This window comes from Rhodococcus sp. C26F (genome assembly GCF_053345925.1).
Window position 1 is genome coordinate 31197 of sequence record NZ_JBKFBA010000034.1, and the last position, 21299, is coordinate 52495.

Sequence of the window (21299 nt, forward strand, 5' to 3'; positions counted from 1 at the left end):
TCTTCTTCAACGAAGTGAGGGCTGTTGTCCCAGCGTGCATACGACACTCTCCTCGCCAGAGGTGAGGATCGCAGGGAGCTGATTCTCAGCGTTGCCCAGCGGTTTCTGGCGCGGAACGGGTGGCGGAGCACGAGCCTCGCCCAGATCGCCCGGGAAGCAGGATTGACCCCGGCCGGGTTGTTGCATCACTTCGAGTCGAAGGACCAGTTGTTGCACGCGGTGCTCGATGCCCGCGACAACGACGACGACGCTCGTGTGGATCGGACGGGAGACCTCGTCGATCAGCTCAGGAAGCTCCCGAAGCGTTTCGAGGAGTCACCCGAACTGGTCGGAATGTATGCGGTGCTTCTCATCGAGAATCTCGAACCGGATGCCCCTCTGCACGATCGCCTACTCGGGCGGTATCAGGCGGCCCTCGACACGGTCGAAGCCGGCATCCGGCGTGGACAACACGCCGGACGATACCGAACGGATGTGGACCCAGCCGTCAAAGCGGTGGAGATCGTCGCTTTCCTGAATGGAATGGAAACCTCATGGCTGCTCGATCGTTCGCTCCCACTGACCGCAATATTCGAGGACTACATACAGTCGCTCGAGCAACAGCTCATGCCCGCCGCCACATCCTGAGACGAAGGGTCGCGCTCGTCGCGCCCAAGGTAACGGACGCCGTCCGGTACACCGGCGGCTGGCTGTACGACCAGGTTGCGGCAGGCTGGGAAGTGGTGGTCGTCGTTCCGCAGAGTTCCGATCTGCGTCCGTTCGAGATCCTCGGCGCGACCAAGGCCGTCGACCTCGAGTCCGCTCTGAGTTCTGCACCCTACGGTCCCATGCCCGACATGGTCGCCGTCGCCGCCGATCTCTACGCGTCCGACGAGCGGATCCGCAACGGCGTGCTCGAGGCGATGTCGGACAGTCCCACCACGGTTGCGCTGTGGGGCGAGAACGTCCCCTCCGAACTCGACTCGCGCATCGTGCCGCTGCAGCACCGCCTGAGCCGTGCGGCCCAGGTCTTCAAGTCGCACGCCCTCGCCGCTGCAGCGGCCCCGGCGTCCGCGATCGCCGCCACCGAATCGTTCCTCACCGGAGGTGCCGACACGCTCCGTATGCGCGGCAACCTCGTCTCCATGGCCTGAGTACCACGACGACTGTGGCCCGGCCTCCTTGCTCGGAGGTCGGGTCACAGCCGTAGTGCCGGAAGGTAATTGCTGCGCTGGCCGGTCCTTGCGCGCCGAACCGGGGTTCGCCCGGCGTGTAGGGCGCGCAAGGATCGGTTCGTCGCGCGAGGACGATCAGCGGGACATGTCGATGACGACCTTCCCGACCGCTCGTCCGTCGGCGACATGACGAAGCGCCCGCGCGGCGTCCTCGAGCGGATAGTCCGCGCCGATGTGCGGAACCGCCGTGCCCGAGACGAGCAGGTCCACGAGTTCGGCCTCGTTCCGCCGGTACTCCTCCGGATCGAGATCCTGGAACTGGAAGCCCATGATCCGGATGCCCTTGACCAGAACGAGATTCAGAGGGATCCGGGGGATCGACCCGGACGCGTACCCGATGGTGACGAAACGTCCACCGCGGGCGAGCGACCGGAGCGTCGGCTCCGAGAGTTCGCCGCCCACCGGATCGACGACGACGTCGGCTCCCTCCGGCAGCACGTCCTTCAGAGCCGAACGCAGGTCGCTCGTGCAGTGATCGATCGTGTGCGCGGCGCCGTAGGACGACGCGACCGCGAGTTTGTCGGCCGACGAGGCGACGGCGGTGACCGAAGCGCCCAGCGCCACACCGAGTTGCACGGCCGCGAGACCGACGCCTCCACCGGCTCCGAGGACGACGAGTCGTTCTCCCGGCTGCAGGCGCGCCACCGACCGGAGCGTGTGATAGGCCGTCCGGTGCGCCACTCCGAAGGACGCGGCGGTGCGGTCGTCGACCCCGTCCGGCGTCTTCTTCAAGGCCTTCGTGGGAGCAACCACCTCGTCAGCGAACGCTCCGACCAACCCGGTGCCGGTGACACGATCGCCCACCGAGATCCCGTCCGCGTCGTCCGCGACCTCGACGACGGTGCCCGCGTACTCGCTGCCCGGAACGAAGGGCGGCGGCACGCTGATCTGGTACCTGTTCGCCACGAGGAGGACGTCGGGGAAGTTCACCGCCGCCGCCCCCACGCGCACCCGGACGTGACCGGGCGCGAGCGGGGACGACGGCCGCGACTCCACCCGAAGGGATTCGGGTTCCCCGTATTCGGTACAGACGACGGCGCGCACGGTGCTCGTCGGCTCGGCCGGGGCAGTCACTGTCCCTGCCAGACCGGCGCTCGCTTCTCCATGAACGCGGTGGCGCCTTCCTTGGCGTCGTTGCTGGTGAAGACGACCGACTGCCAATGAGAGAGTCGCTCGCCGGCACGCTCGGGATCGGCCTGCGCGAGCCGGACGAGTTCCTTCACTGCGGACAGGCCGAGCGGGGCGTTCGCCGCGATCCGCCGGGCGTAGTCGAGTGCGGTGTCCACGACCTGATCGGGCGCCACCACGGCATTGATCAGTCCGAGTTCGTAGCCGCGCTGTGCCGTGATCGGATCCCCCGTCAGGGTCAGTTCGAGTGCCGCCCCGACGGGGATGCGGGTGCCGATGGCGGTGCCGCCGCCGGCGGGGAAGAGACCCCGCTTCACCTCGGGTAGGCCGAACTTCGCCTCGGAGGACGCCACGATGATGTCGGCGCCGAGGAGGAGTTCGAGCCCGCCGCCCACAGCGCTGCCGTTGGCGGCGCCGACGACAGGGACGGTGAGTTCGCCCCTGGACAGCCGCGCATATCCGGCGGCTTCGTCGGAGTCGGTGCCGATGTCCTCGCCTTCCGCGAACGCACGCAGGTCCATGCCCGCACAGAATGCCCGGTCGCCCGTGCCGGTGAGCACGATCGCCCGGATCTCCGGATCCGCCTCTGCCCGAAGGGCCGCAGCACCGATTCCGCGGAGCACGGCTCCGTTGAGAGCGTTACGCGCCTCGGGGCGGTCGATGCGGAGGACGAGCACCGGTCCGTGCCGTTCCTCCACCAGTCCTTCCACGACAGTCGTCATCGCAGACCCCTTCAGCCCTTGTAGTCCGTCGACTCGGCGAGATCGGCGGCCGACTTCATGAGACTGGTGATCACCGATCCGTACGACTGCAGCTTGGGATCGTCCCCGGCCCGCTGGAATCCCTGTTCGAGGACGATGGCGAGCTTCCACTCGGCGAGGATCAGGTAGTAGTCGATGTCGTCGACCTGGCGGCCGGAGACCTCGGCGTAGTGCGCGAGCATCTGCGCGCGACCGGGCATCCCGGTCAGGTCGACGTAGCTGACGGCGCTGTCCTCGTCGGCGCTCGTGTCCTCGGGCCAGTTCATGAGCATCCAGCCGAGATCGAGCTTCGGGTCGCCGACGGTACCCATCTCCCAGTCGACGAGCGCCGCGAGCTTCGCGGGGGCGCCGTGCTCGAACATCACGTTGGCGAACTGGTAGTCGCCGTGCATCAGACCGGGGATGTAGTCGAGCGGACGATGGGTCTCGAGCCACTTCGTCGCGACGTCCATGCCCTCGATCTCGCGGGCCTTGATCCGTTCGAAGAAGCGGGTCCACCGGCTCACCTGCCGGTCGTGGAAACCGTCGGGACGTCCCAGATCCTCCAGGCCCTGTGCCTTCCAGTCCACCTTCGACAGCAGGGCGATGCCCTCGGCGAGCTGGTAGGCCAGGCCGGCGCGGGCGTCGAGATCGGTGTCGAACGGTGCGGGCCAGGTGCCGCGGTGGTCCATCGGCGACCATCCGTCGACGTGGCCCATGAGGTAGAAGGAGCGGCCGAGGACGGACGTGTCCTCACACGCAGCAACGGCTTTCGTGTGCGGGACGTCGGTTCCGGCCAATCCCTGGATGATCCGCCACTCGCGCATGATCCCGCTGTCGCGGTCGGCCGGCGCACCGGCCGGAGGGATGCGGATGACGCACGTGAAGTCGTCGCGCGTGAGCTTGTAGATCTCGTTCTGTGTACCGCCGGAGAGATACTTCGCGTCGAGCGGCGCGCCCTTGCCGGGCAGGCCCTGCTCGTCCATCCAGTCGGCGAGACGCTCGGTGTCGATCACAGGTTCCCCACTTCGAGTTCGATGTAGTCGGCGTACTTCTTCCGGGCTTCTTCCTGCTTCTTCGGGATCCACTCCGAGGGCCACATGTCGTCGACCGGGCTGTAGTCGCGGAGGACCTGCTTGGCGACAGTGGTCTTGTGTACCTCGGTCGGCCCGTCGGCCAGGCCCATCACTGCTGCGCCGTGGATCATCTTGAAGAACGGCATCTCGTTGGTGACGCCCAGTGCCCCGTGCACCTGCATGGCGCGCCACGCGATGTCGTGGAGCACGGTGGGCATGATGATCTTCGCTGTCGCGATGTCCTTGCGGACCTTCTTGTAGTCGTTGTACTTGTCGATCTTCCACGCGGTGTTGAGCACGAACAGGCGGAACTGTGCGAGCTGCGCGTAGGAGTCGGCGATGTAGCCCTGCACGGCCTGCTTGTCGGAGAGACGGCTGCCGGCCGTCTCGCGACTGAGGGCGCGCTCGCACATCATGTCCAGGGCCTTCTGGGCCAGGCCGATGGTGCGCATCGCATGGTGGATGCGACCGCCACCGAGTCGCACCTGCGCGGCGGCGAACGCCTGGCCCTCCTCGCCGAGGAGCGCGTCGGCGGGCACACGCACGTTGTCGTAGTGGATCAGCGCGTGGGTGCCCTCGTTCAGCGGTTCGCCGTAGAGACCGACGTTGCGCACGATGTTCACGCCCGGGGTGTCGGTGGGGACGAGGAACATCGACGTGCCCTTGTACACGGGGACGTCGGGATCCGTCACGACCATGACGATGAGGAACTCGGCGGTGCGGGCGTTGGAGGAGAAGAACTTCCACCCGTTGATGACCCAGTGGTCGCCGTCCTTGACCGCGCGGCACCGGAACTGGGCGGGATCGGCACCGCCCTGCGGTTCGGTCATCGAGTACGAGGAGAACACCTCGCCGTCGAGCAGCGGCTGCAGGTAGCGCTCCTTCTGCTCGGGGGTGCCGAAATGGGCGATGATCTCGGCGTTCCCGGTATCGGGTGCCTGACAACCGAACACGATCGGTGCCCACGACGAGCGCCCGAGGATCTCGTTGAGCAGTGCGAGCTTCAGCTGTCCGTATCCCTGACCGCCGAGTTCGGGGCCGAGATGGGTGGCCCACAGACCTTCTGCGCGAACCTTCTCCTTGAGAGGGTCGATGGCCTTGCGGCGAAGTCCGTCGAGAGGGACGAACTGTTCGTGTTCCCACACGAGGTCGAGAGGCTCGACCTCCTCGCGCACGAACGCATCGGCCCAGTCCAGCTTCTTCTGGTACTCGGGCTCGGTTTCGAAGTCCCAGGCCATTGCGCCTCACTTCCATCGGTGAGAATATCTATCTCGATACCAAGAATCTCATTCTTACACGACCGAAGAGCAATTGGAACACGTACATCCGAAAGGCGCAGACATGAAGGCCGAAGACCTCTTCCACCTCGGGATCGTCACCGACGACCCGCGTGCCGCCCGGGACGAACTCTCGGCGCTGCTCGGCTACCAGTGGGGACCGCAGGTGGGCGGAGCCGTCGACGTGAGGCTGCCGGAGGGCGACCGGAGCGTCGATCTCCAGTGCTCCTATTCGGTCACCGAACCGCGGATCGAGATCGTCTCGGGCGTGCCCGACACACCCCTGTGGGCCGCGACCTCCGGTATCCACCACCTCGGCTACTGGTCGGACGACGTCGAGTCGGACTGCCGTCTTCTCGAGAAGGAAGGATTCGTCGTCGAGGCCACCCGCGCGCTGCCGGACGGCGGTATGTTCTTCGCGTTCGCCCGCAGCCGCCGGGGCGTGCTCGTCGAACTCGTCACCCGCACCGCCGAATCCGGACTGTCACGGTGCTGGGCGGCATCCTGATGATCCGAAAGGACTGCATGTCATGACCACCGTGGGGATCGCGACCGGAGCCGGTCGCGGAATGGGATACGCGTGCGCGCAACGCATGATCGGCACGGTCGACACCTTGCTGCTCGTCGACCTGGACGCCGACACCGTCGGTGCCACTGCCGACGAGTTGAACGGTGATCGGACACGGGTCGAACCGTTCGTCCTCGACGTCACCGACGTCGACGGACTCGAGCGATTGGCTGCGCACGTGACGGAACTCGGGACCTTGCGATCGGTCGCGCACGCGGCGGGCATCTCGCCGACCATGGCCGACTGGCGACGGATCTTCGCCGTCGACCTGGTCGGAACCGCACTGCTCGCCCGGGCGCTCCGTCCACTCGCGACCGCGGGCACCGCGTCGGTCTACTTCGCCTCGATGGCACCGAACATCGGGCGGATGCAGCCTTCACCGGAAGAGATCGCCGTGCTCGCGGATCCGCTCGCCGAGGACTTCCTCGACCGTCTCCGGGAGGTCGTGGGGGAGGCGATCGAACATCCCGGCGTCGCCTATGCATGGGCGAAATACGGTGTGCAGCAGTTCGCACGCGACGAAGCCGTGCGGCTCGGGGCGGTCGGTGCCCGCGCATGTTCAGTGTCGCCGGGCATCATCGACACTCCCCAGGGCCGGCAGGAGGCGGACCACAACGAGTCGATGGGCGAAATGGTGCGCGCGACGCCGCTCGGCCGCACGGGCCGTGCGGAGGAACTCGCCGCCGTCGTCGCATTCCTGTTGTCCGACGAGGCGAGTTTCGTCAACGGCACCGACGTGCTCGTCGACGGTGGTGTGGTCGCCTCGCTCGCCTCCGGGACGGATCGCGCGTCAGTCCGGACGTAGGCCGCGCAGGAACAGGTCCACGACGGCCCGCACGTGGGCGTCGACGTCCTCGGCCCCGCGCACGATCCCGAACGAGGCCAGACGCGCGGGACCACCCGACGCCATGGCCAGGAACAATTCCGCGAGCGTGTCGGGGTCGTCGGCGACGATGCTCCCCGTCGCGGCGTGCCGACGGAGCAGATCCGCGACCTGTTTCCTGCGCGGCCAGTAACCGGGACCGAGAGCCTTCCGGGCGATGTCCGGATAGCGCGAGGCATAGGCGATGGCGACCTGCTGCAGCTTGATCATCGACGGGTCGAGGGCACGCCGGACGGCGGCCTCCGCGATGGCGGTCAACGAGTCCCCGAGGTCGTCGTAGTCGGGGATCTCCGGTTCGGTTGCGGGCCAGTCGGTGCGCTGCATGGCCCATCCGAGGACGTACCGGAAGACGTCCTCCTTGGTCGGGAAACGCGCGTAGAGCGAAGGTTTCGTGGTGCCGGCCGCAGCGGCGATGGCGTTCATCGTCGTGCCCTCGTAACCGTTCTCGAGGAACAGCCGGAGGGCGGACTCGCGTACCGCGTCGTCGAGCCGGCTCGCTTCCTCCCTGGTGGGACGTCCACCACGGCGTCGTGTGTCCTGCTCGCTGCGGGTCGGGGTCATGAGGGAAGTGTGCCAAATCGTTCCGGGTCTGGACACAAAACTTTCCCCATGGGTATGGTTGCAGCAATTCTTTATCTATACCTCCCAGTCAAGTTATCGACGTTCCGCATCCAGAGGGCCGGAGGACACCAGATGACAGAAACAACCCTGCAGAAAGACGTCGTCGCGACGCTGAACGCGTACTTCCAGCAACGACGCGACCGGGTCCCCGTGCTCGCCCAGCGCGCCGCCGACCAGGGCATCGAGGAGATCCGCTCACGCGAGGACATGATCCCTCTGCTCTTTCCCCACACCACTTACAAGAGCTATCCCGACATGCTCATCGCCAAGGGCCGGTGGGAGCAGATGAACCGCTGGCTCGGCTCGCTGTCGAGCCGCCCGGTCGACGACGTCGACGTCTCCGGGGTCGCCGACGTCGACGACTGGATCGCCGCCCTCGAGAAGGCCGGCCACATGGTGTCGAGTTCGAGCGGGACCAGCGGCAAGGGCTCCTTCCTCAACAAGTCCCAGCGCGACCTCGAGGTCAACAAGCAGAATCTGCTCGACTGTTTCACCGCGCTCGGACTGCCGCCGGAGAAGCGCTGGCACGTCATCCCGGTCGGTCCCGAGACCGGCCAGACCCAGCACAACGGTGTCCGCGACCTGATCATCCGCGAGTTCTCCCGCCCGGACGCCCTTCCGCTTTTCGAGGGGGCGCCCGCCGAGGGCTTCCACCGTTACATGGCCAAGTTGTCGGCCATGCGCCGTGCGATGGCCGACGGCACCGCCGCCCCCGACGACATCGCACGCTTCGAGGCCGAATCCGCCGAGCGCGCCGCCCAGCAGGATCGGCGACTGCACCACTTCGCCGACCAGATCATCGCGCACAAGTCCGAGGACATCCTCTTCAGTTCCCAGTTCCCGCAACTGTTCCGGCTCTGCGAGATCCTGCGGGAGAAGGGCATCCGCGACGGCGACATCACCGGCAACAACGCGCTCACCAGCGGCGGCGGACTGAAGGGCACGAACCTTCCCGCCGACTACCAGGAACAGATCTACCGGCTCCTCAACATCGTGCCGGAGCGCTTCCTGCACTACTACTCGATGCAGGAACTCAACAACCGCATGTTCAAGTGCCCCGAGGAGGGCCGCTACCACGTGCCGGACGAGATCGTGCTGTTCGTCCTCACCAAGGACGGAAGCGCCCTCGCCGAACCGGAGGGCACCATCGTCGAAGGACGCGCGGCCTTCGTCGACACCACCGTCGACGGCCGGTGGGGCGGAACGATCTCCGGCGACCGGATCACCGTCGACCTCGGAACGTGCCCGTGCGGCCGGCCCGGCGAGACCGTGCTGCCGAACATCGTCCGCTACTCCGACCTCGGCGACGACGACAAGATCACCTGTGCCGGAACGATGGACGCCTACGTCCGCGGACTCTCGGGAGAGTGAGCCATGACCACCACCGCACCGGCCCGTACCCGCATCGAGGTCCCGCACTTCGTCCGCGGCGAGATCGTCTGGGGTGAGGACAGCGAGTACCTCTCCCGCGACTTCGGCGTCCCCTTCGTCACCCCGAAACTCGAATACAACGGTCTGTTCGCGCCGCGCTCGGAGGTCGGGCCGGCATTCGACGTGCCGATCTCCGAGATCATCGACTTCCTCGTCGAGACCGCGCAGTACCTGACCCTGGAGAAGAACGAATACCTCCAGGAATCCCTCGAGATGACCGTCCAGGTGAGCGCCCTGCCGCGCCGCATCATCGAGAACACCTTCGCGCGGCCCGGTCAGTTCCTCACCCGGCAGGCCCTCGAATACCGGCTCGAGCGCACCTTCGGCGGCCTCGACGTGCTCGACGGCTGGGCCGAGCGTACCGACCCGAACGGCAACGTCAGCCGCGTCCGCGCCTTCCCGCCGCGCCTGGTGCACATGATGGCCGGGAACTCGCCGAGCGCCGCGATCACGACGATCGCCGACGCCGCACTCACCAAGGGCGTCAACCTGTTCAAGATGCCCTCGGCCGACCCCTTCACCACCGTCGCGGTGCTGCGCACCATGGCCGACATCGCCCCCGGCCATCCGGTGTTGCGGTCGATGTCCGCCGTGTACTGGCGCGGCGGCGACGAGAAGGTCGAGAACATCCTCTACCGCTCCCAGTACTTCGACAAACTCGTCGCGTGGGGTGGTGGCACGGCCATCGAGAGCGCCGCGCGCTATGCCGGACCGGGTTTCCAGCTGATCTCCTTCGATCCCAAGGTATCGATGTCGATCGTCGGCCGCGAGGCCTTCGAATCCGAGGAGACCCTGCGCGAGGTCGCCGAACTGGCGGCCCTGGATGCGACGATCTTCAACCAGGACGCGTGCCTCGCGGCGCGGCACATCTGCGTCGAGGGCGACGACGACCAGATCGACCGGTTTTGTGCTCTGCTGCACGAACGACTCGGTGTGGACCGGGATTTCGCCGAGGCCGTCGGACCGAAGCCCGACGCCGAGATCCGCGACGCCGTCGAAGGGATGCGCTTCCTCGAACCGGATTACAAGGTGTGGGGCAAGCCCGACGGCAGCGGCCTGGTGGTGCGCTCGCCGGAGATGGTCGACTTCCACCCGACCAACAAGACCGTCAACGTCCTCCCGATCTCGACGCTCGACGAGGCCGCCTCCTACGCCACCGTGGCCACCCAGACCGTCGGTGTCTACCCGTTCCACCGCAAGGCGGAGATCCGCGACCGGCTCGCCACCGCCGGCGTGCAGCGCATCGTCCGGCTGGGCAGCGCACTGAAGGGCAGCATGGGCAGCCCGCACGACGGCATGTACCCGCTGCACCGCTTCGTCAACTGGGTGGTGGACGACGATGCCTGACGGAATCATGGCGCAACGCGTGCTCGGCTCGTCCGGTATCCGCGTGAGCGAACTGTGCCTCGGTGCGATGACCTTCGGCACCGAATGGGGCTTCGGTGCCGACGAGACCGAATCCCGCGCGGTCTACGACGAATACCGTGCTGCCGGAGGCAACTTCGTCGACACCGCGAACAACTACACGAACGGGGCGAGCGAGGAGATGCTCGGCCGGTTCATCGCCTCCGAACGCGACGCGGTGGTGGTGAGCACCAAATACACGCTCCCCACCGACCCCCGCGACGCCAACTCCGGCGGCAGCAACCGGAAGAGTCTGCGCCGGAGTGTCGAGACGAGCCTGCGACGACTCGGCACCGACTATCTCGACGTGCTGTGGGTCCACGCGTGGGACCGCTGCACGCCGGAAGCCGAAACTCTCCGTGCGCTCGACGATCTCGTACGGGCAGGCACGGTGCTCGCGATCGGGATCTCCAACACCCCGGCGTGGGTGATCTCCCGGTCGAACGCCATCGCCGAGCTGCGTGGTTGGACTTCGTTCTGCGCTCTGCAGGTCGAGTACTCCCTCCTGGCCCGTACACCCGAACGCGAACTGCTGCCGATGGCAGAGCATCTCGGGCTCCCGGTGTACGCGTGGAGTCCGCTCGCGCGGGGTGCACTGGCCCGTGACCACACGGACGAATCCCTGGCCGCCCTCACCCTCCGGATGCAACGCATCGTGAAGATGACCCGGGAGATCGCCGACGAACTCGGCACGTCCAGCGCCCGGGTGGCTCTCGCCTGGGTGCGTCGACAGGGGCTGCTGCTCTCGGTCGGGGCCCGCACGGCCGACCAGCTCCGCGACAACCTCGGAGCGTTGTCCCTGCAGTTGAGCGACGACCAGCTGGCGCGACTGGAAGAGGCCTCGGCGATCTCGGCCGGATATCCGCACGACTTCCTGAACCAGCGCCGGGCCATGTTCGAACCGGACGCTCTGCCGTCGATGGCCGGTGCTCTCCAGAGCACCGGCGGGAGGTGACATCGTGGAGACACTCGACCATTGGATCGACGGGGCGTCGACGGGGCCGTCCGGCGGCGACTACCTCGACGTCACCGATCCCGCGACCGGCCGTCCCGTCCGACGTATCGCCCGGGGCAATGCCATCGACGTCGGTGCGGCAGTGCGCGCGGCCTCCGCAGCCGGCGCGCAATGGTTGCGGATCCCCGCACTCGACCGCGGGCGTCTGCTCGTCGACCTCGCACGCGCGATCCGGGCCGACGCACCGAGGCTCGCCGCACTCGAGGTCAGCGAGACCGGGAAACCGGAGAAGGTCGCGCTGGCCGAGGTGGAGAACTCGGCGACCTACTTCGAGTTCTACGGCGGTCTCGTGGGCATGCCCGTGGGGGAGACCCTCGACATCGCCCCCGACCAGCACGTCTACACGGTGCGGGAACCCTACGGGGTGATCGGCGTGGTCACTCCGTGGAACCTGCCGCTCAACCAGTCGGCGCGGGCGTGCGCACCGGCGCTCGCGGCGGGGAACACCGTGGTGCTCAAGCCGTCCGAGAACACTTCGGCATCGAGCGTGCGCCTCGCGGAACTCGCGAGTGCGGTGGGCTTCCCACCCGGCGTCCTCGGCGTCGTGCTGGGCACCGGTGGGGAGGCCGGTGCCGCTCTCGTCCACCATCCCGACGTGGCCAAGGTGGCCTTCACCGGATCCGTGCCGACGGGACGGGTCATCGGCGGGATCGCCGCCGACCGGATCGTGCCTGTCACTCTCGAACTCGGGGGCAAGTCGGCGAACATCGTGTTCGCCGATGCGGATCTCGATGCTGCCGTGGCCGGCGCGGTGCAGGCGTTCACCGCCAACGCCGGGCAGGTGTGCTCGGCCGGGACGCGACTGCTCGTGCAGCGCGAGGTGCACGACGAGGTCGTCCGCCGTCTGGTCGATCGCGTGTCGGAACTGCGCGTCGGCGTCGACATCGGCCCGATCATCACCCGTGCCCAGTTCGAGAAGGTGCAGCAGTACTTCGGGATCGCCGAGGCGGAAGGTGTGCGCCTCGAGACGGGCGGAAAGGTCTCCGCCGTGGCCGAGGAGACCGGTGGCTTCTTCGTCGAGCCCACCGTCTACACCGAGGTGGACAACTCGATGCGGATCGCGCGCGAGGAGATCTTCGGACCGGTACTCGTCGTCGTTCCCTTCGACACCGCCGACGACGCCGTGAAGATCGCGAACGATTCCGACTACGGACTCGTCGCCGGGGTGTGGACCCGCGACGTCTCCCGCGCACTCACCGTGAGCGGACGCCTGCGTACCGGGCAGGTGTTCGTCAACACCTGGTCCACCGGCTCCGTGCAGACCCCCTTCGGGGGATGGAAGAACAGTGGCTACGGACGCGAGAAGGGCGTCGAGGCGCTGCACCACTACGGTCAGGTCAAATGCGTGACCGTCAAGCTCGATTCGTCGTGGATGTGAAAGGGCAACGATGACAACACAGGTCGCGCTCGACGACGCCGTGCAGGCGGCGCACCGGACGGTCCTCGACTCCGGGCTCGCGGTACGCCGCGAGGTCCTCGGCGACGAGTACGTCGACGCCGCGCTGTCGCGCAACGCCGGCACCGACGGTGAGGGACTGCAGGAGTACGTCAGCGAATTCGTCTGGGGTGGCGTATGGACCCGGGACGGTCTCGAACGCCGCGACCGGTCGCTCGTGACGATCTCGCTGCTGATCGCCCTCGGTCAGCACAACGAACTCGCCACCCACGTCCGTACCGGGATCCGGAACGGATTGTCGCGGAAGGAGATCTCCGAGACGGTGGTCCACGCGACGGCGTATGTCGGATGCCCCGCGGGCATCGCCACGATGCGCGTCGTGCAGCAGGTCCTCGTCGAGGAACTCGGCCCGCTGCAGGCCGACGAGACGACGGAGGAGGACGCGTGAGCGACCGGAGTGCGCCGGTGACCCTCAGGACCGTCGGTCATATCGGTCTCGGCGCGATGGGACGCCCCATCGCCCGGAACTTCGTCCGCGGCGGCCGGAGCCTGATCGTGCGCGACGCCGATCCCGCCGCCCAGCAGCGGTTCGTCGACAAGCACCCCACCGCAGTCGGTGCCGGTGGCACCGAGGACTTCGCCGACTGCGACGTCGTTGTCCTGATGCTGCCCACGAGCGACATCGTCGACTCCGTCGTGCTCTCCGAGGACGGTCTGCTGCAACACCTGCGACCGGGCTCGGTCATCGTCGACATGGGCTCGAGCGTGCCGACCCGCACGCAACGCCTCGCCGAGATCGCAGCGGAGAAGGGCATGCGTGTCGTCGACGCCCCCGTGAGCGGCGGTGTTGCGCGCGCCGAACAGGGCACCCTCGCCGTGATGGCCGGTGGCGACGCCGCCGTGGTCGACGGGGTGACGCCGTTGTTGCAGGAGACGGGCAGCGAGATCATCCGGGTCGGACCCGTCGGATCGGGTCATGCCGCCAAGGCGCTGAACAATCTCCTCGCGGCGAACAACGTGCTCGTCGCGGCAGAGGTCCTGCTGGTGGGGAAGAAGTTCGGGATCGACCCGGCGACCCTGCTCTCGGTCTTCAATGCCGGCAGCGGCCGCAACCAGGCCACCGAGACGAAGTACGAGAAGTTCGTGCTCTCACGCACCTTCGATTCGGGGTTCGCGGCGGCGTTGATGCGCAAGGATGTCGGGATTGCACTCGACCTCGCCCACGACCAGGGGATCAGCCCCGTGCTCGGGGAGGCGATCGGGCAGGTGTGGAACGCCGCCGTCGAGTCGTTGGAGCCGGGGGTGGACCAGATGGCCGTGGTGCGTCATCTCGAGCAGGTGTACGGGGTGTCGCTCGACGAGCCGTAGGGCTCGCGTCAGCGGGAGGACGATACGTCGTGAGGCACCCTCGAGGAGGGTGCCTCACCCTTTCGGGCACGGGACCGGACGTGGTTGACCACGAGCGCGGCGAACACGATCACGCTGCCGCACGCCCCGAGGGCGAACGCGAGGGTGATACCTCCGTCGGTCGGATGGAGGTCGGCGCCCATGTGTGCGGCGAGGACGGCGCCGGACAGGGCGCTGCCGAAGGCACCACCGACGGTGCGGAGGACCTGGTTGAAGCTGACGGCGCTGCCGAGTTCGGTGTCGGCCACGCTGCGTGCGATGAGCGCGGGCATCGCGGCGTAGGTCGTGCCCATGCCGATGCCGAACAGGAACATTCCGACGAGGATCTCCCACAGCCGGTCGTGTTCGAACCACAGTAGGAAGGCCGAGACCGTCATGACGCCGGCGCCGAGGGGGAGGAGCGTCGTCAGTCGGATGCGACGCGCGAGTGCGCGCACCACACGGTTGGCGCCGAAGCTTCCCACCGACAGCGGAAGCATGACGAAGCCGGCCCAGAACAGCGGCAGGGCGATGCCGTAACCGGTGGAGGTCGGCGACTGCGCGATGAGGCTGCTCACCGACAACCCGATGTACATCGCGGCGCCGAGGCTGATGGCGGTGCCGTTGGCGAGCAGCACGTCCTTGTTGCGGACCACCCGCAGGTTGACGAGCGGATTCGGGATGCGCAGTTCGACGAACGACCACCCGGCCAGCAGGACCGCCGCGATGAGGAAGCAGGAGAGGGTCCACCCTGAGGACCAACCCCAGTTGGCGCCTTCGCTGACCGCGACGAGCAGGGCCGCGAGCCCCGCACCGAGGAGGAGGGCGCCGACGGTGTCGAACCTCGTGCGGAGGCCACGCTCGTCCGGTCCGTTCGGAACGATGCGCCACACCACGATCGACGCGGTCACGAGGAAGACGGCGGCGAACGCGAAGGCGGCGCGGAAACCGGCGGCACTGGCCAGGATGCCGGTGAGCGGATAGCCGATTCCGAGACCGGTGGAGACGGTGACCGACAGGCTGGAGATGCCCACACGCACCTTGTCCTCCGCCAGGTATCGGCGGGCGAGGGCGATGGTCACGGGCACGATGCCGTAGGACAGCCCCTGCAGGGCCCGGCCGATGAGGAAGACGGTGAAGTTCGGGGCGCACGCCGCAAGGACGGAGCCCACCAGGATGGTCGCCAGGGACACCAACAGCAGCCGCTTCTTGTGCGGGCCGTCGCTGAGCCGCCCCATGATCGGGGTGGCGACGGCGCCGACGAGCAGATTGATCGTGAGCATCCACTGTGCGGAGCTGACGGACACCGACAACTCCTCGGCGATGGTCGGCACGAGCAGCATGCCCAGGGAACTGACGATCGCACTGGTCAGAGCGGTGTAGACGAGGGCGGGAAGCAGCAGGGATCGTTCGGTGCGCTCACTCAACGGCAGCACCGCCCGTCAGCTTCCGCAGGAGTGGGACGGCGGCGCCGAGCAGTTGTCTCTCGTCGTCGGTCAGCTGTTCGGCGATCGCCCGTTCGAGCCACGCGTTGCCGATCGAGCGTTCGTGGGCGAGCCGTTCCCGGCCGGCCTCGGTGAGTTCGATCCACACCCGACGCCGGTCGCGGTCGTCGGGAGTGCGAGTGATGAGCCCGAGGCTCTCGATTTCGCGGACGGCGGTGGCGATCGCCTGCGGGCTGATCTTCGCCGCCGTCGCGAGTTCTGCGGACGTGGCACGGCCGCGGTCGGCCAGGTGGACGAGCACGTCGAGTTTGCCCGTGGAGAGCGTCTTGTGTGCGTTGAGCTGTCTCCACAGCGGCCTCAGGGATTCCCTGAGGGACTGGGCGAGGGTTCCTTCGATCGTGTCCACCCGGCCGAATATACAACCGGATTTATCAACCTGATTGATTAATTGGGCGAATCACCCGGTGAGACCCGTCACCGGAGCACGGTGCCGCCGTCGACGTTGACCACTTGGCCGTTGATCCAGGAGCCGTCGTCGGACATCAGGTAGGCGACCATGCTCGAGATGTCGGAGGCCTCACCGAGCCGGGTGCTGCGCGTGCGCGCGAGCATGCCTGCCAGCAGTTCCGGTGCCGCTCCGTTCCGGATCTCGTCGGTGAGGATCAGTCCCGGGGTCACCGCGTTGGCCCGGATGCCCTCCCTGCCCCATCGCGACGCGACGTGCCGTGCGAGCGCATTGATGCTTGCCTTCGTCGCCGAATAGGCCGGCCGTTGCGGGTCGCCGGTGAACGAGGCGATGGACGAGGTGTACACGATCGCGCCGCCGCCGCGTTCGAGCAGCTTCGGGACGCTGTGACGGGTGACGAGCATGTGGCCGCGCAGATTCACGGCAACCGTGCGGTCCCAGATCTCGAGGTCGATGTCGACGACATCGGTGTCCTTCGTGACGGCACCCATGTCGCCGGCATTGATGTGGACGGCGTCGAGCCCGCCGTACGTCTCGACCGTCCTCGCGACCAGCTCCCGCACGGAGTCGTCGTCGGAGATGTCGAACTCGACCGCGACGGCCGTGCTGCCGGTCTCCGTGATGGACGCGGCGGTGCTCTGTGCACCAGCGTGGTTCAGGTCACCGACGACCACCCGGGCACCCTCGCGGGCGAGGCGGCGGGCGGAATCGGCGCCGAGACCCGTTGCGGCACCGGCGACCAGCACGATCTTGTCCTTCAGGCCTTCCATGGAATGCCCTTTCGCTTCGATGGGATGTCCCGGGGTGAGCGTTTGCGTATCCCGGCGGACGGAAACTCGGTGTACACCAGGTGCATCTGTCCGCACCGGTGTGCAAACGCGGGATACGACGGCGCGGACGGCGTCCCGTGCAGTGGAGCAGGACCACCACCCGGGACGCCTCGCCGGACCGCCTACCGGGTGTGTGCGTCGATGGCCGTGTCGAGGACCCCGAGGTCTCCTCCGAGCTCCGACACAGCGGCCCGCACCACCGCCACGTCCTTGGTGAGGAATTCATCCACGGCACTGCGGAATTCCGACACCGATCCGCGCATCGCGATGTTCCCCATGACCTTGCACGACGAACTGCCATGGGGAAGGGCGGAGAACAGTGCCGCTTCGTCGACCCCGAGCTGACGGCCCAGCTCGGCCGCCTCGCCGAGCAGGCCGATCTCCGCCGCGAACAGGGCGTTGTTGACCAGCTTGACCTTCTGCCCGCTCCCGGGAGTACCGACGTGCAGGACGGGATCACCGTAGCTCTTCAGCACCGACGTCACGGCGGCGACAGCGTCGTCCGTCCCGCCGAGGAACAACGTCAGCGCACCGGCCGCGATGTCGTGCGGACCGCCGCTGACGGCGGCGTCGATCACCGCGACTCCGTACGGCTCGGCCGCGGCAGCCAGTGTCTCCACGGTGCGCGGGCTGATCGTGGTGTGGACGACGAGGGTCGAACCTCGCGGCATCTGTCCGAGCACACCGCCGTCGAGGCACACCTGCCGTACCTGCTCGTCGGTGAACACGCAGACGACGACGAGTTCGGCGTCGATGCCGATACCGGTGATGTCGCCGACCGCGGTCGCACCGGTCTTCTCCACGGCCGCCCGGGCGTCGTCGCGCCGCGCGAGCACGTGCACGTCGTGTCCGTCGGCCACCAGGCGTTCGACCATCGGCAGCCCCATACGTCCGGCGCCGACGAAGTGCACGCGGTTCATCGCGGGTGCCCCATCCGCTCGAGGCTCGCATCGGCGGTGGTGAAGGTGATGCCCTCCGAGGCCCCGGCCGCCGCGGCCAGACCTGCCACGAGACTCACGTCCTTCTTCAGCAGCTCACCGGCGTGCCCGCCGATCCGGTCGAGGCTGCCCCCGGCCGAGACCACGCGTCCGAGCGCGAAACTGTTCGCGGAGCCGTGCGAGACGACCTCACCGAGGCGGGCGGGATCGACGCCGAGTTCCGCGCCGAGCGCCAGGGTGTTCTCGGCCAGTGCCAGGTTCGCCGTGAACAACAGGTTGTTGAGGAGCTTGGCGACCAGGCCCGCTCCGAGGTCCCCGAGGTGCACCACCGGATCGCCGTAGGTGGAGAACACCGGCCGACACCGCTCCACGATGTCGCTCTCACCACCGACCATGACGAGCAGAGTGCCTGCGGCAGCGCCCATTCCGCCTCCGCTGACCGGGGCGTCGACGAGCGACACGCCGCGTTCGCGTGCGGCTGCGGCGAGTTCGCGGCAGGTGTCCGGATGGATCGTGCTGTGGACGGCGATGATGCCGCCCTCGTTCATGCCTTCGAGGACACCGTTCTCACCGGTGATCACCTGGCGCACGTCGTCGTCGTTCACCACGCACAGGCAGACGAGGTCGCTGACCGCGCCGAGCTCGGCGGGTGACTCCGCGTACTTCGCGGCCGTATCGGCGTAGGGATCAAGGGATTCCGGGCGGCGGGCCCACAGCGTCGTCTCGTATCCCGACTCGACGATCCGGCGTGCCATCGGCCCGCCCTGGCTTCCGAGTCCGATGAATCCGACACGCATCACAGTGCCTCCGATCGGGGATGGGACGTCATAGGGCCGGTACCTCCTGGTGTGCGATGCACTCGTCGACGAATGCGAACACCGTCCGGTGGTAGGCCGGCCCGGCGTAACCGATGCTGAGATTGTGTCCACCGCCGGGATGGAGGTGCAGGGTCACGCCCGGCGCTGCCGTGAACATCGCAGCGACGTCCTCGAGCGCGTGCGGATCGTTGCGCCAGACCTTCTCGTGCTCGGCGGCGGTGAAGTGCACGGGCACGCGGACCTGCGCGGCGAGGGCGGGGAAGTCGACGGTCGGCCAACCGGCCGTCACGTCGGCCTCGTAGTCGGGTGTGCGTGCGGCGATCACGGCGCCACCGACGATGTCGGGCGGGTACAGCTCGGCGGGTGTCCACAGCAGTTCGCCGACCCCGCGAGCGTTCGCGTACCGTTCGCGCGTGCCGAGGATCCCGGCGGCGAGGGCGTGGTGTTCGCGACCCGTGCCGGACAGCTCGATGCCGAGTACCTCGTCGTGCCGGTTCTCGACGGCCATGCGCGTCGTCAGCTCGCTTCCCACCGAATGCCCCCACAGGAAGAGGCCGGCGCCACGGGGTGCTGTGCCGAGCAGCGCGTCGACGGTGCGGTAGGCGAGATCGACACGCACATCCGGAGCACCCAGCTCCTCACGGTGCGGTCGCGACTCGCCGTAGCCGGGACGATCCGGGGCGATCACAGTGAAACCGTGCGCCACGGCCTCGCGCATCATCGACAGCTCGGGGTGGCCGGGGCAGTCCCAGTAGGCCGCGCGGGCGGCACCACCGTGCAACGCCACGATCACGGCGCGCGGTTCGGGTGCTTCGGCGACCAGAGCGGACATCGGGATGCCCTCGACATCGACGACGCGGACTACGGGTGAGTCGTCTCCCGCGCCGCCGATGTGAGCCTCCTCGATCGGTGAGGACTGTGTGCGGGCAGTGCTCATGTGTCGCTCCGCAGCAGCATCGCACTGCCGGGAGTGAGCCCGCCGCTGCTGACCACGGCGACGCGGGCGTCGCGCACCTGGCGGTCGCCGGCCTCGCCGCGCAGCTGGGTGACCGCTTCGTGGACGAGGCCCATTCCGTGGGTGCGGCCGTGCGAAAGCTGCCCGCCGTGGGTGTTGAGGGGGAGGATGCCGTCGCGGGCGATGTTCTTCCCGCCGTCGAGGAAGTCCTTCGCCTCGCCGATCCCGCAGAAGCCGAGGGCCTCGATCCACGACAGCGCGTTGAAGGTGAAGCCGTCGTAGAGCTGTGCGACGTCGACATCCTCGGGTCGCAGCGACGTGCGGGTCCACAGATGGGCGGCCGGTCCGAGGACCTGCGGTTCGTGGGTGAGCGTGCTCTGATCCCACTCGATGCGTTCGACGACCTGGGTGCCGACGGCCTCCACGCGGATCGCCGGGCCGGGCAGGTCCCTCACGGTGTCGACGGCGGAGACGATCACCGCGACGGCGCCGTCGCAGGGCACGTCGCAGTCGTACAGGCCGAAGGGGGTGGTGACCGGTCGCGCCGACAGGTAGTCGTCCATCGTCAACGGGTCGCGGTAGATCGCACCGGGATTGAGGGCGGCGTTCGCACGTTGGTTGAGCGCGATCCAGCCGAGGGTCTCGCGGGTGGTGCCGTAGCGGTGGAAGTGTCGCTGGGCGTTCTGGGCGAGGGTGTGGGCGGCGGAGACACCGCCGAAGGGCACCATCCAGCTGGGGGTGCGTCCGCCGGGCGGCGTGATCTGCCCGGCCTTGACGAGTTCGTTGTAGGTCGATTCCCACAGGGTGCGGTAGCAGAGCACGTGCCGGGCGAGACCGCTCGCGACGGCGAGCATCGCGGCGATCACCGAGCCGCTGGGCCCGGGGGTCTCGATGCCGCCGTTGAACCAGGTGGGACGCAGTCCGAGAGCGGATTCGACGGCGGCGACACCGCCTTCGCCGAAACCGATGATCGGGCCGGCACCGGGATAGGTCGACAGGCCGTCGATGTCGTCCATCGTCAGTCCGGCGTCGGCGACGGCACGTTCGCACGCCTGCACGGTGAGCGAGACGGGATCGACCATGAGGCGGCGCCCGATGTCGGACATGCCGATACCGGTGATGGCGACTTTGTCCTCGAACTTGTCCGGGCTCGCGGGCGGACGGATGTGGAAACGGATCTGCTCGGGTTCGATGTCGTCCACGGGCAGCGGAGCAGGTGTGCCCTGTTCCGCTGCCGGGCGGAAGAGCGGCAGCCAGACGTCGCCGTCCCGATGGAAGACGACCTCCATGCGCATGCCGAGTTCGAGCTGCTCGGCATCGCATTCGACCGCGTTGGTGGTCAGGCGCACTCGCGAATCCTCCTCGAGTGCGACCTGCGCGATGACGAACGGAGGAGGAAGGCCGGGCAGCCCGAAACGGTGGTTGACGGTGAACCCGATGAGCGTCGCGTAGCCGGAGACGACGCGCACACCCATCTGCTTCTCCCGGCAGTACCGGCAGACCGGTTGGGGCGGATGGATGAGAGCCGAGCACGACTCGCATTCCTGGATCCGCAACCGGCCGTCCTCGCCGGAGGTCCAGAAGAACTTGTTCTGCAGGGTCAGTTGAGGGAGAGGGCGTCCGGACGCCTTCGCCGGGGCATCGCCCGTCTCCCGCTCGACCACCGTCGTCTCAGCCACCGATACCGGCCTTCCTCACTCCTGGTTCA

General features: G+C 67.8%; 22 protein-coding genes. 10 read left to right on the top strand and 12 right to left on the bottom strand.

Annotated features, from left to right (window positions below; all coding sequences use genetic code 11):
• Positions 1-21 precede the first annotated feature (21 nt).
• Entirely contained in the window at positions 22-627 is a 606-nt protein-coding gene (locus tag ACLBYD_RS24415) for a TetR/AcrR family transcriptional regulator (RefSeq protein WP_447818467.1), read from the top strand.
• Between the two features lie 95 nt (positions 628-722).
• On the top strand, positions 723-1133 hold the full coding sequence (locus ACLBYD_RS24420) for a hypothetical protein (RefSeq protein WP_447818444.1): 411 nt from the start codon (positions 723-725) through the stop codon (positions 1131-1133).
• Positions 1134-1289: 156 nt separating this feature from the next.
• Here ACLBYD_RS24420 and ACLBYD_RS24425 read toward each other — a convergent pair whose 3' ends face one another.
• From ACLBYD_RS24425 to ACLBYD_RS24440, 4 genes are read right to left on the bottom strand one after another with little or no spacing between them, the layout of a single operon-like run.
• Positions 1290-2258 (bottom strand): NADPH:quinone oxidoreductase family protein, encoded by a 969-nt coding sequence (locus ACLBYD_RS24425; RefSeq protein ID WP_447818468.1) that lies wholly within the window; start codon positions 2256-2258, stop codon positions 1290-1292.
• Between the two features lie 26 nt (positions 2259-2284).
• Positions 2285-3064, bottom strand: a complete 780-nt coding sequence (locus tag ACLBYD_RS24430; RefSeq protein WP_447818445.1) for an enoyl-CoA hydratase-related protein — start codon at positions 3062-3064, stop codon at positions 2285-2287.
• A gap of 11 nt (positions 3065-3075) precedes the next feature.
• Positions 3076-4068 (bottom strand): phosphotransferase family protein, encoded by a 993-nt coding sequence (locus tag ACLBYD_RS24435; RefSeq protein WP_447818469.1) that lies wholly within the window; start codon positions 4066-4068, stop codon positions 3076-3078.
• Between the two features lie 26 nt (positions 4069-4094).
• Positions 4095-5396, bottom strand: a complete 1302-nt coding sequence (locus ACLBYD_RS24440; protein ID WP_059384044.1) for an acyl-CoA dehydrogenase family protein — start codon at positions 5394-5396, stop codon at positions 4095-4097.
• Between the two features lie 103 nt (positions 5397-5499).
• On the opposite strand from ACLBYD_RS24440, the gene ACLBYD_RS24445 reads away from it, so the two are divergent.
• Positions 5500-5943: a VOC family protein gene (locus ACLBYD_RS24445; RefSeq protein WP_447818446.1), complete on the top strand. Its 444-nt coding sequence runs from the start codon at positions 5500-5502 to the stop codon at positions 5941-5943.
• A gap of 22 nt (positions 5944-5965) precedes the next feature.
• Positions 5966-6808, top strand: a complete 843-nt coding sequence (locus tag ACLBYD_RS24450; RefSeq protein ID WP_447818447.1) for an SDR family oxidoreductase — start codon at positions 5966-5968, stop codon at positions 6806-6808.
• On the opposite strand, the gene ACLBYD_RS24455 is transcribed toward ACLBYD_RS24450, so the two are convergent.
• Positions 6794-7447, bottom strand: a complete 654-nt coding sequence (locus ACLBYD_RS24455) for a TetR/AcrR family transcriptional regulator (RefSeq protein WP_447818448.1) — start codon at positions 7445-7447, stop codon at positions 6794-6796. The genes ACLBYD_RS24450 and ACLBYD_RS24455 overlap by 15 nt on opposite strands.
• Before the next feature lie 132 nt (positions 7448-7579).
• Between ACLBYD_RS24455 and ACLBYD_RS24460 the strand changes: the two genes are divergently transcribed.
• From ACLBYD_RS24460 to ACLBYD_RS24485, 6 genes are read left to right on the top strand one after another with little or no spacing between them, the layout of a single operon-like run.
• Positions 7580-8878, top strand: coding sequence for a hypothetical protein (locus ACLBYD_RS24460; protein WP_447818449.1), 1299 nt, complete (start codon positions 7580-7582; stop codon positions 8876-8878).
• Positions 8879-8881: 3 nt separating this feature from the next.
• Complete coding sequence (locus ACLBYD_RS24465) at positions 8882-10285, top strand: acyl-CoA reductase (protein WP_447818450.1); 1404 nt, start codon at positions 8882-8884, stop codon at positions 10283-10285.
• Positions 10278-11297 carry an aldo/keto reductase gene (locus ACLBYD_RS24470; protein WP_447818451.1) on the top strand — a complete coding sequence of 340 codons (1020 nt, stop codon included), beginning with the start codon at positions 10278-10280 and terminating at the stop codon, positions 11295-11297. Before ACLBYD_RS24465 ends, ACLBYD_RS24470 begins: the two co-directional genes overlap by 8 nt.
• 1 nt (position 11298) lies before the next feature.
• Positions 11299-12735, top strand: a complete 1437-nt coding sequence (locus ACLBYD_RS24475) for an aldehyde dehydrogenase family protein (protein ID WP_447818470.1) — start codon at positions 11299-11301, stop codon at positions 12733-12735.
• 10 nt (positions 12736-12745) lie between these two features.
• Positions 12746-13201 (top strand): carboxymuconolactone decarboxylase family protein, encoded by a 456-nt coding sequence (locus ACLBYD_RS24480; protein ID WP_447818452.1) that lies wholly within the window; start codon positions 12746-12748, stop codon positions 13199-13201.
• Entirely contained in the window at positions 13198-14121 is a 924-nt protein-coding gene (locus ACLBYD_RS24485) for an NAD(P)-dependent oxidoreductase (protein WP_447818453.1), read from the top strand. Before ACLBYD_RS24480 ends, ACLBYD_RS24485 begins: the two co-directional genes overlap by 4 nt.
• Before the next feature lie 8 nt (positions 14122-14129).
• Here ACLBYD_RS24485 and ACLBYD_RS24490 read toward each other — a convergent pair whose 3' ends face one another.
• The 7 genes from ACLBYD_RS24490 to ACLBYD_RS24520 all read right to left on the bottom strand — a co-directional run bounded on the left by ACLBYD_RS24490 (position 14130) and on the right by ACLBYD_RS24520 (position 21255).
• Positions 14130-15575, bottom strand: coding sequence for an MFS transporter (locus ACLBYD_RS24490; RefSeq protein ID WP_447818454.1), 1446 nt, complete (start codon positions 15573-15575; stop codon positions 14130-14132).
• On the bottom strand, positions 15559-15990 hold the full coding sequence (locus tag ACLBYD_RS24495) for a MarR family winged helix-turn-helix transcriptional regulator (RefSeq protein ID WP_349536010.1): 432 nt from the start codon (positions 15988-15990) through the stop codon (positions 15559-15561). Before ACLBYD_RS24495 ends, ACLBYD_RS24490 begins: the two co-directional genes overlap by 17 nt.
• Before the next feature lie 68 nt (positions 15991-16058).
• The gene (locus tag ACLBYD_RS24500) at positions 16059-16820 is read right to left on the bottom strand and encodes an SDR family NAD(P)-dependent oxidoreductase (RefSeq protein ID WP_447818455.1); all 762 of its coding nucleotides are present in this window, start codon (positions 16818-16820) and stop codon (positions 16059-16061) included.
• A gap of 182 nt (positions 16821-17002) precedes the next feature.
• Complete coding sequence (locus ACLBYD_RS24505; RefSeq protein WP_447818456.1) at positions 17003-17800, bottom strand: NAD(P)-dependent oxidoreductase; 798 nt, start codon at positions 17798-17800, stop codon at positions 17003-17005.
• Positions 17797-18615, bottom strand: a complete 819-nt coding sequence (locus ACLBYD_RS24510; RefSeq protein WP_447818457.1) for an NAD(P)-dependent oxidoreductase — start codon at positions 18613-18615, stop codon at positions 17797-17799. Before ACLBYD_RS24510 ends, ACLBYD_RS24505 begins: the two co-directional genes overlap by 4 nt.
• A 28-nt stretch (positions 18616-18643) precedes the next feature.
• Positions 18644-19573 (bottom strand): alpha/beta hydrolase, encoded by a 930-nt coding sequence (locus ACLBYD_RS24515; RefSeq protein WP_447818458.1) that lies wholly within the window; start codon positions 19571-19573, stop codon positions 18644-18646.
• On the bottom strand, positions 19570-21255 hold the full coding sequence (locus ACLBYD_RS24520; RefSeq protein WP_447818471.1) for a thiolase C-terminal domain-containing protein: 1686 nt from the start codon (positions 21253-21255) through the stop codon (positions 19570-19572). Before ACLBYD_RS24520 ends, ACLBYD_RS24515 begins: the two co-directional genes overlap by 4 nt.
• Between the last annotated feature and the right edge of the window lie 44 nt (positions 21256-21299).

Bases quoted from the DNA above. Each gene is read 5' to 3' on its own strand.
- ACLBYD_RS24450 (WP_447818447.1), top strand. From the start codon at position 5,966: ATGACCACCGTGGGGATCGCGACCGGAGCCGGTCGCGGAATGGGATAC.
- ACLBYD_RS24460 (WP_447818449.1), top strand. From the start codon at position 7,580: ATGACAGAAACAACCCTGCAGAAAGACGTCGTCGCGACGCTGAACGCG.
- ACLBYD_RS24430 (WP_447818445.1), bottom strand. From the start codon at position 3,064: ATGACGACTGTCGTGGAAGGACTGGTGGAGGAACGGCACGGACCGGTG.
- ACLBYD_RS24445 (WP_447818446.1), top strand. From the start codon at position 5,500: ATGAAGGCCGAAGACCTCTTCCACCTCGGGATCGTCACCGACGACCCG.
- ACLBYD_RS24455 (WP_447818448.1), bottom strand. From the start codon at position 7,447: ATGACCCCGACCCGCAGCGAGCAGGACACACGACGCCGTGGTGGACGT.
- ACLBYD_RS24480 (WP_447818452.1), top strand. From the start codon at position 12,746: ATGACAACACAGGTCGCGCTCGACGACGCCGTGCAGGCGGCGCACCGG.
- ACLBYD_RS24435 (WP_447818469.1), bottom strand. From the start codon at position 4,068: ATGGACGAGCAGGGCCTGCCCGGCAAGGGCGCGCCGCTCGACGCGAAG.
- ACLBYD_RS24510 (WP_447818457.1), bottom strand. From the start codon at position 18,615: ATGCGTGTCGGATTCATCGGACTCGGAAGCCAGGGCGGGCCGATGGCA.
- ACLBYD_RS24500 (WP_447818455.1), bottom strand. From the start codon at position 16,820: ATGGAAGGCCTGAAGGACAAGATCGTGCTGGTCGCCGGTGCCGCAACG.
- ACLBYD_RS24465 (WP_447818450.1), top strand. From the start codon at position 8,882: ATGACCACCACCGCACCGGCCCGTACCCGCATCGAGGTCCCGCACTTC.
- ACLBYD_RS24505 (WP_447818456.1), bottom strand. From the start codon at position 17,800: ATGAACCGCGTGCACTTCGTCGGCGCCGGACGTATGGGGCTGCCGATG.
- ACLBYD_RS24470 (WP_447818451.1), top strand. From the start codon at position 10,278: ATGCCTGACGGAATCATGGCGCAACGCGTGCTCGGCTCGTCCGGTATC.
- ACLBYD_RS24515 (WP_447818458.1), bottom strand. From the start codon at position 19,573: ATGAGCACTGCCCGCACACAGTCCTCACCGATCGAGGAGGCTCACATC.
- ACLBYD_RS24440 (WP_059384044.1), bottom strand. From the start codon at position 5,396: ATGGCCTGGGACTTCGAAACCGAGCCCGAGTACCAGAAGAAGCTGGAC.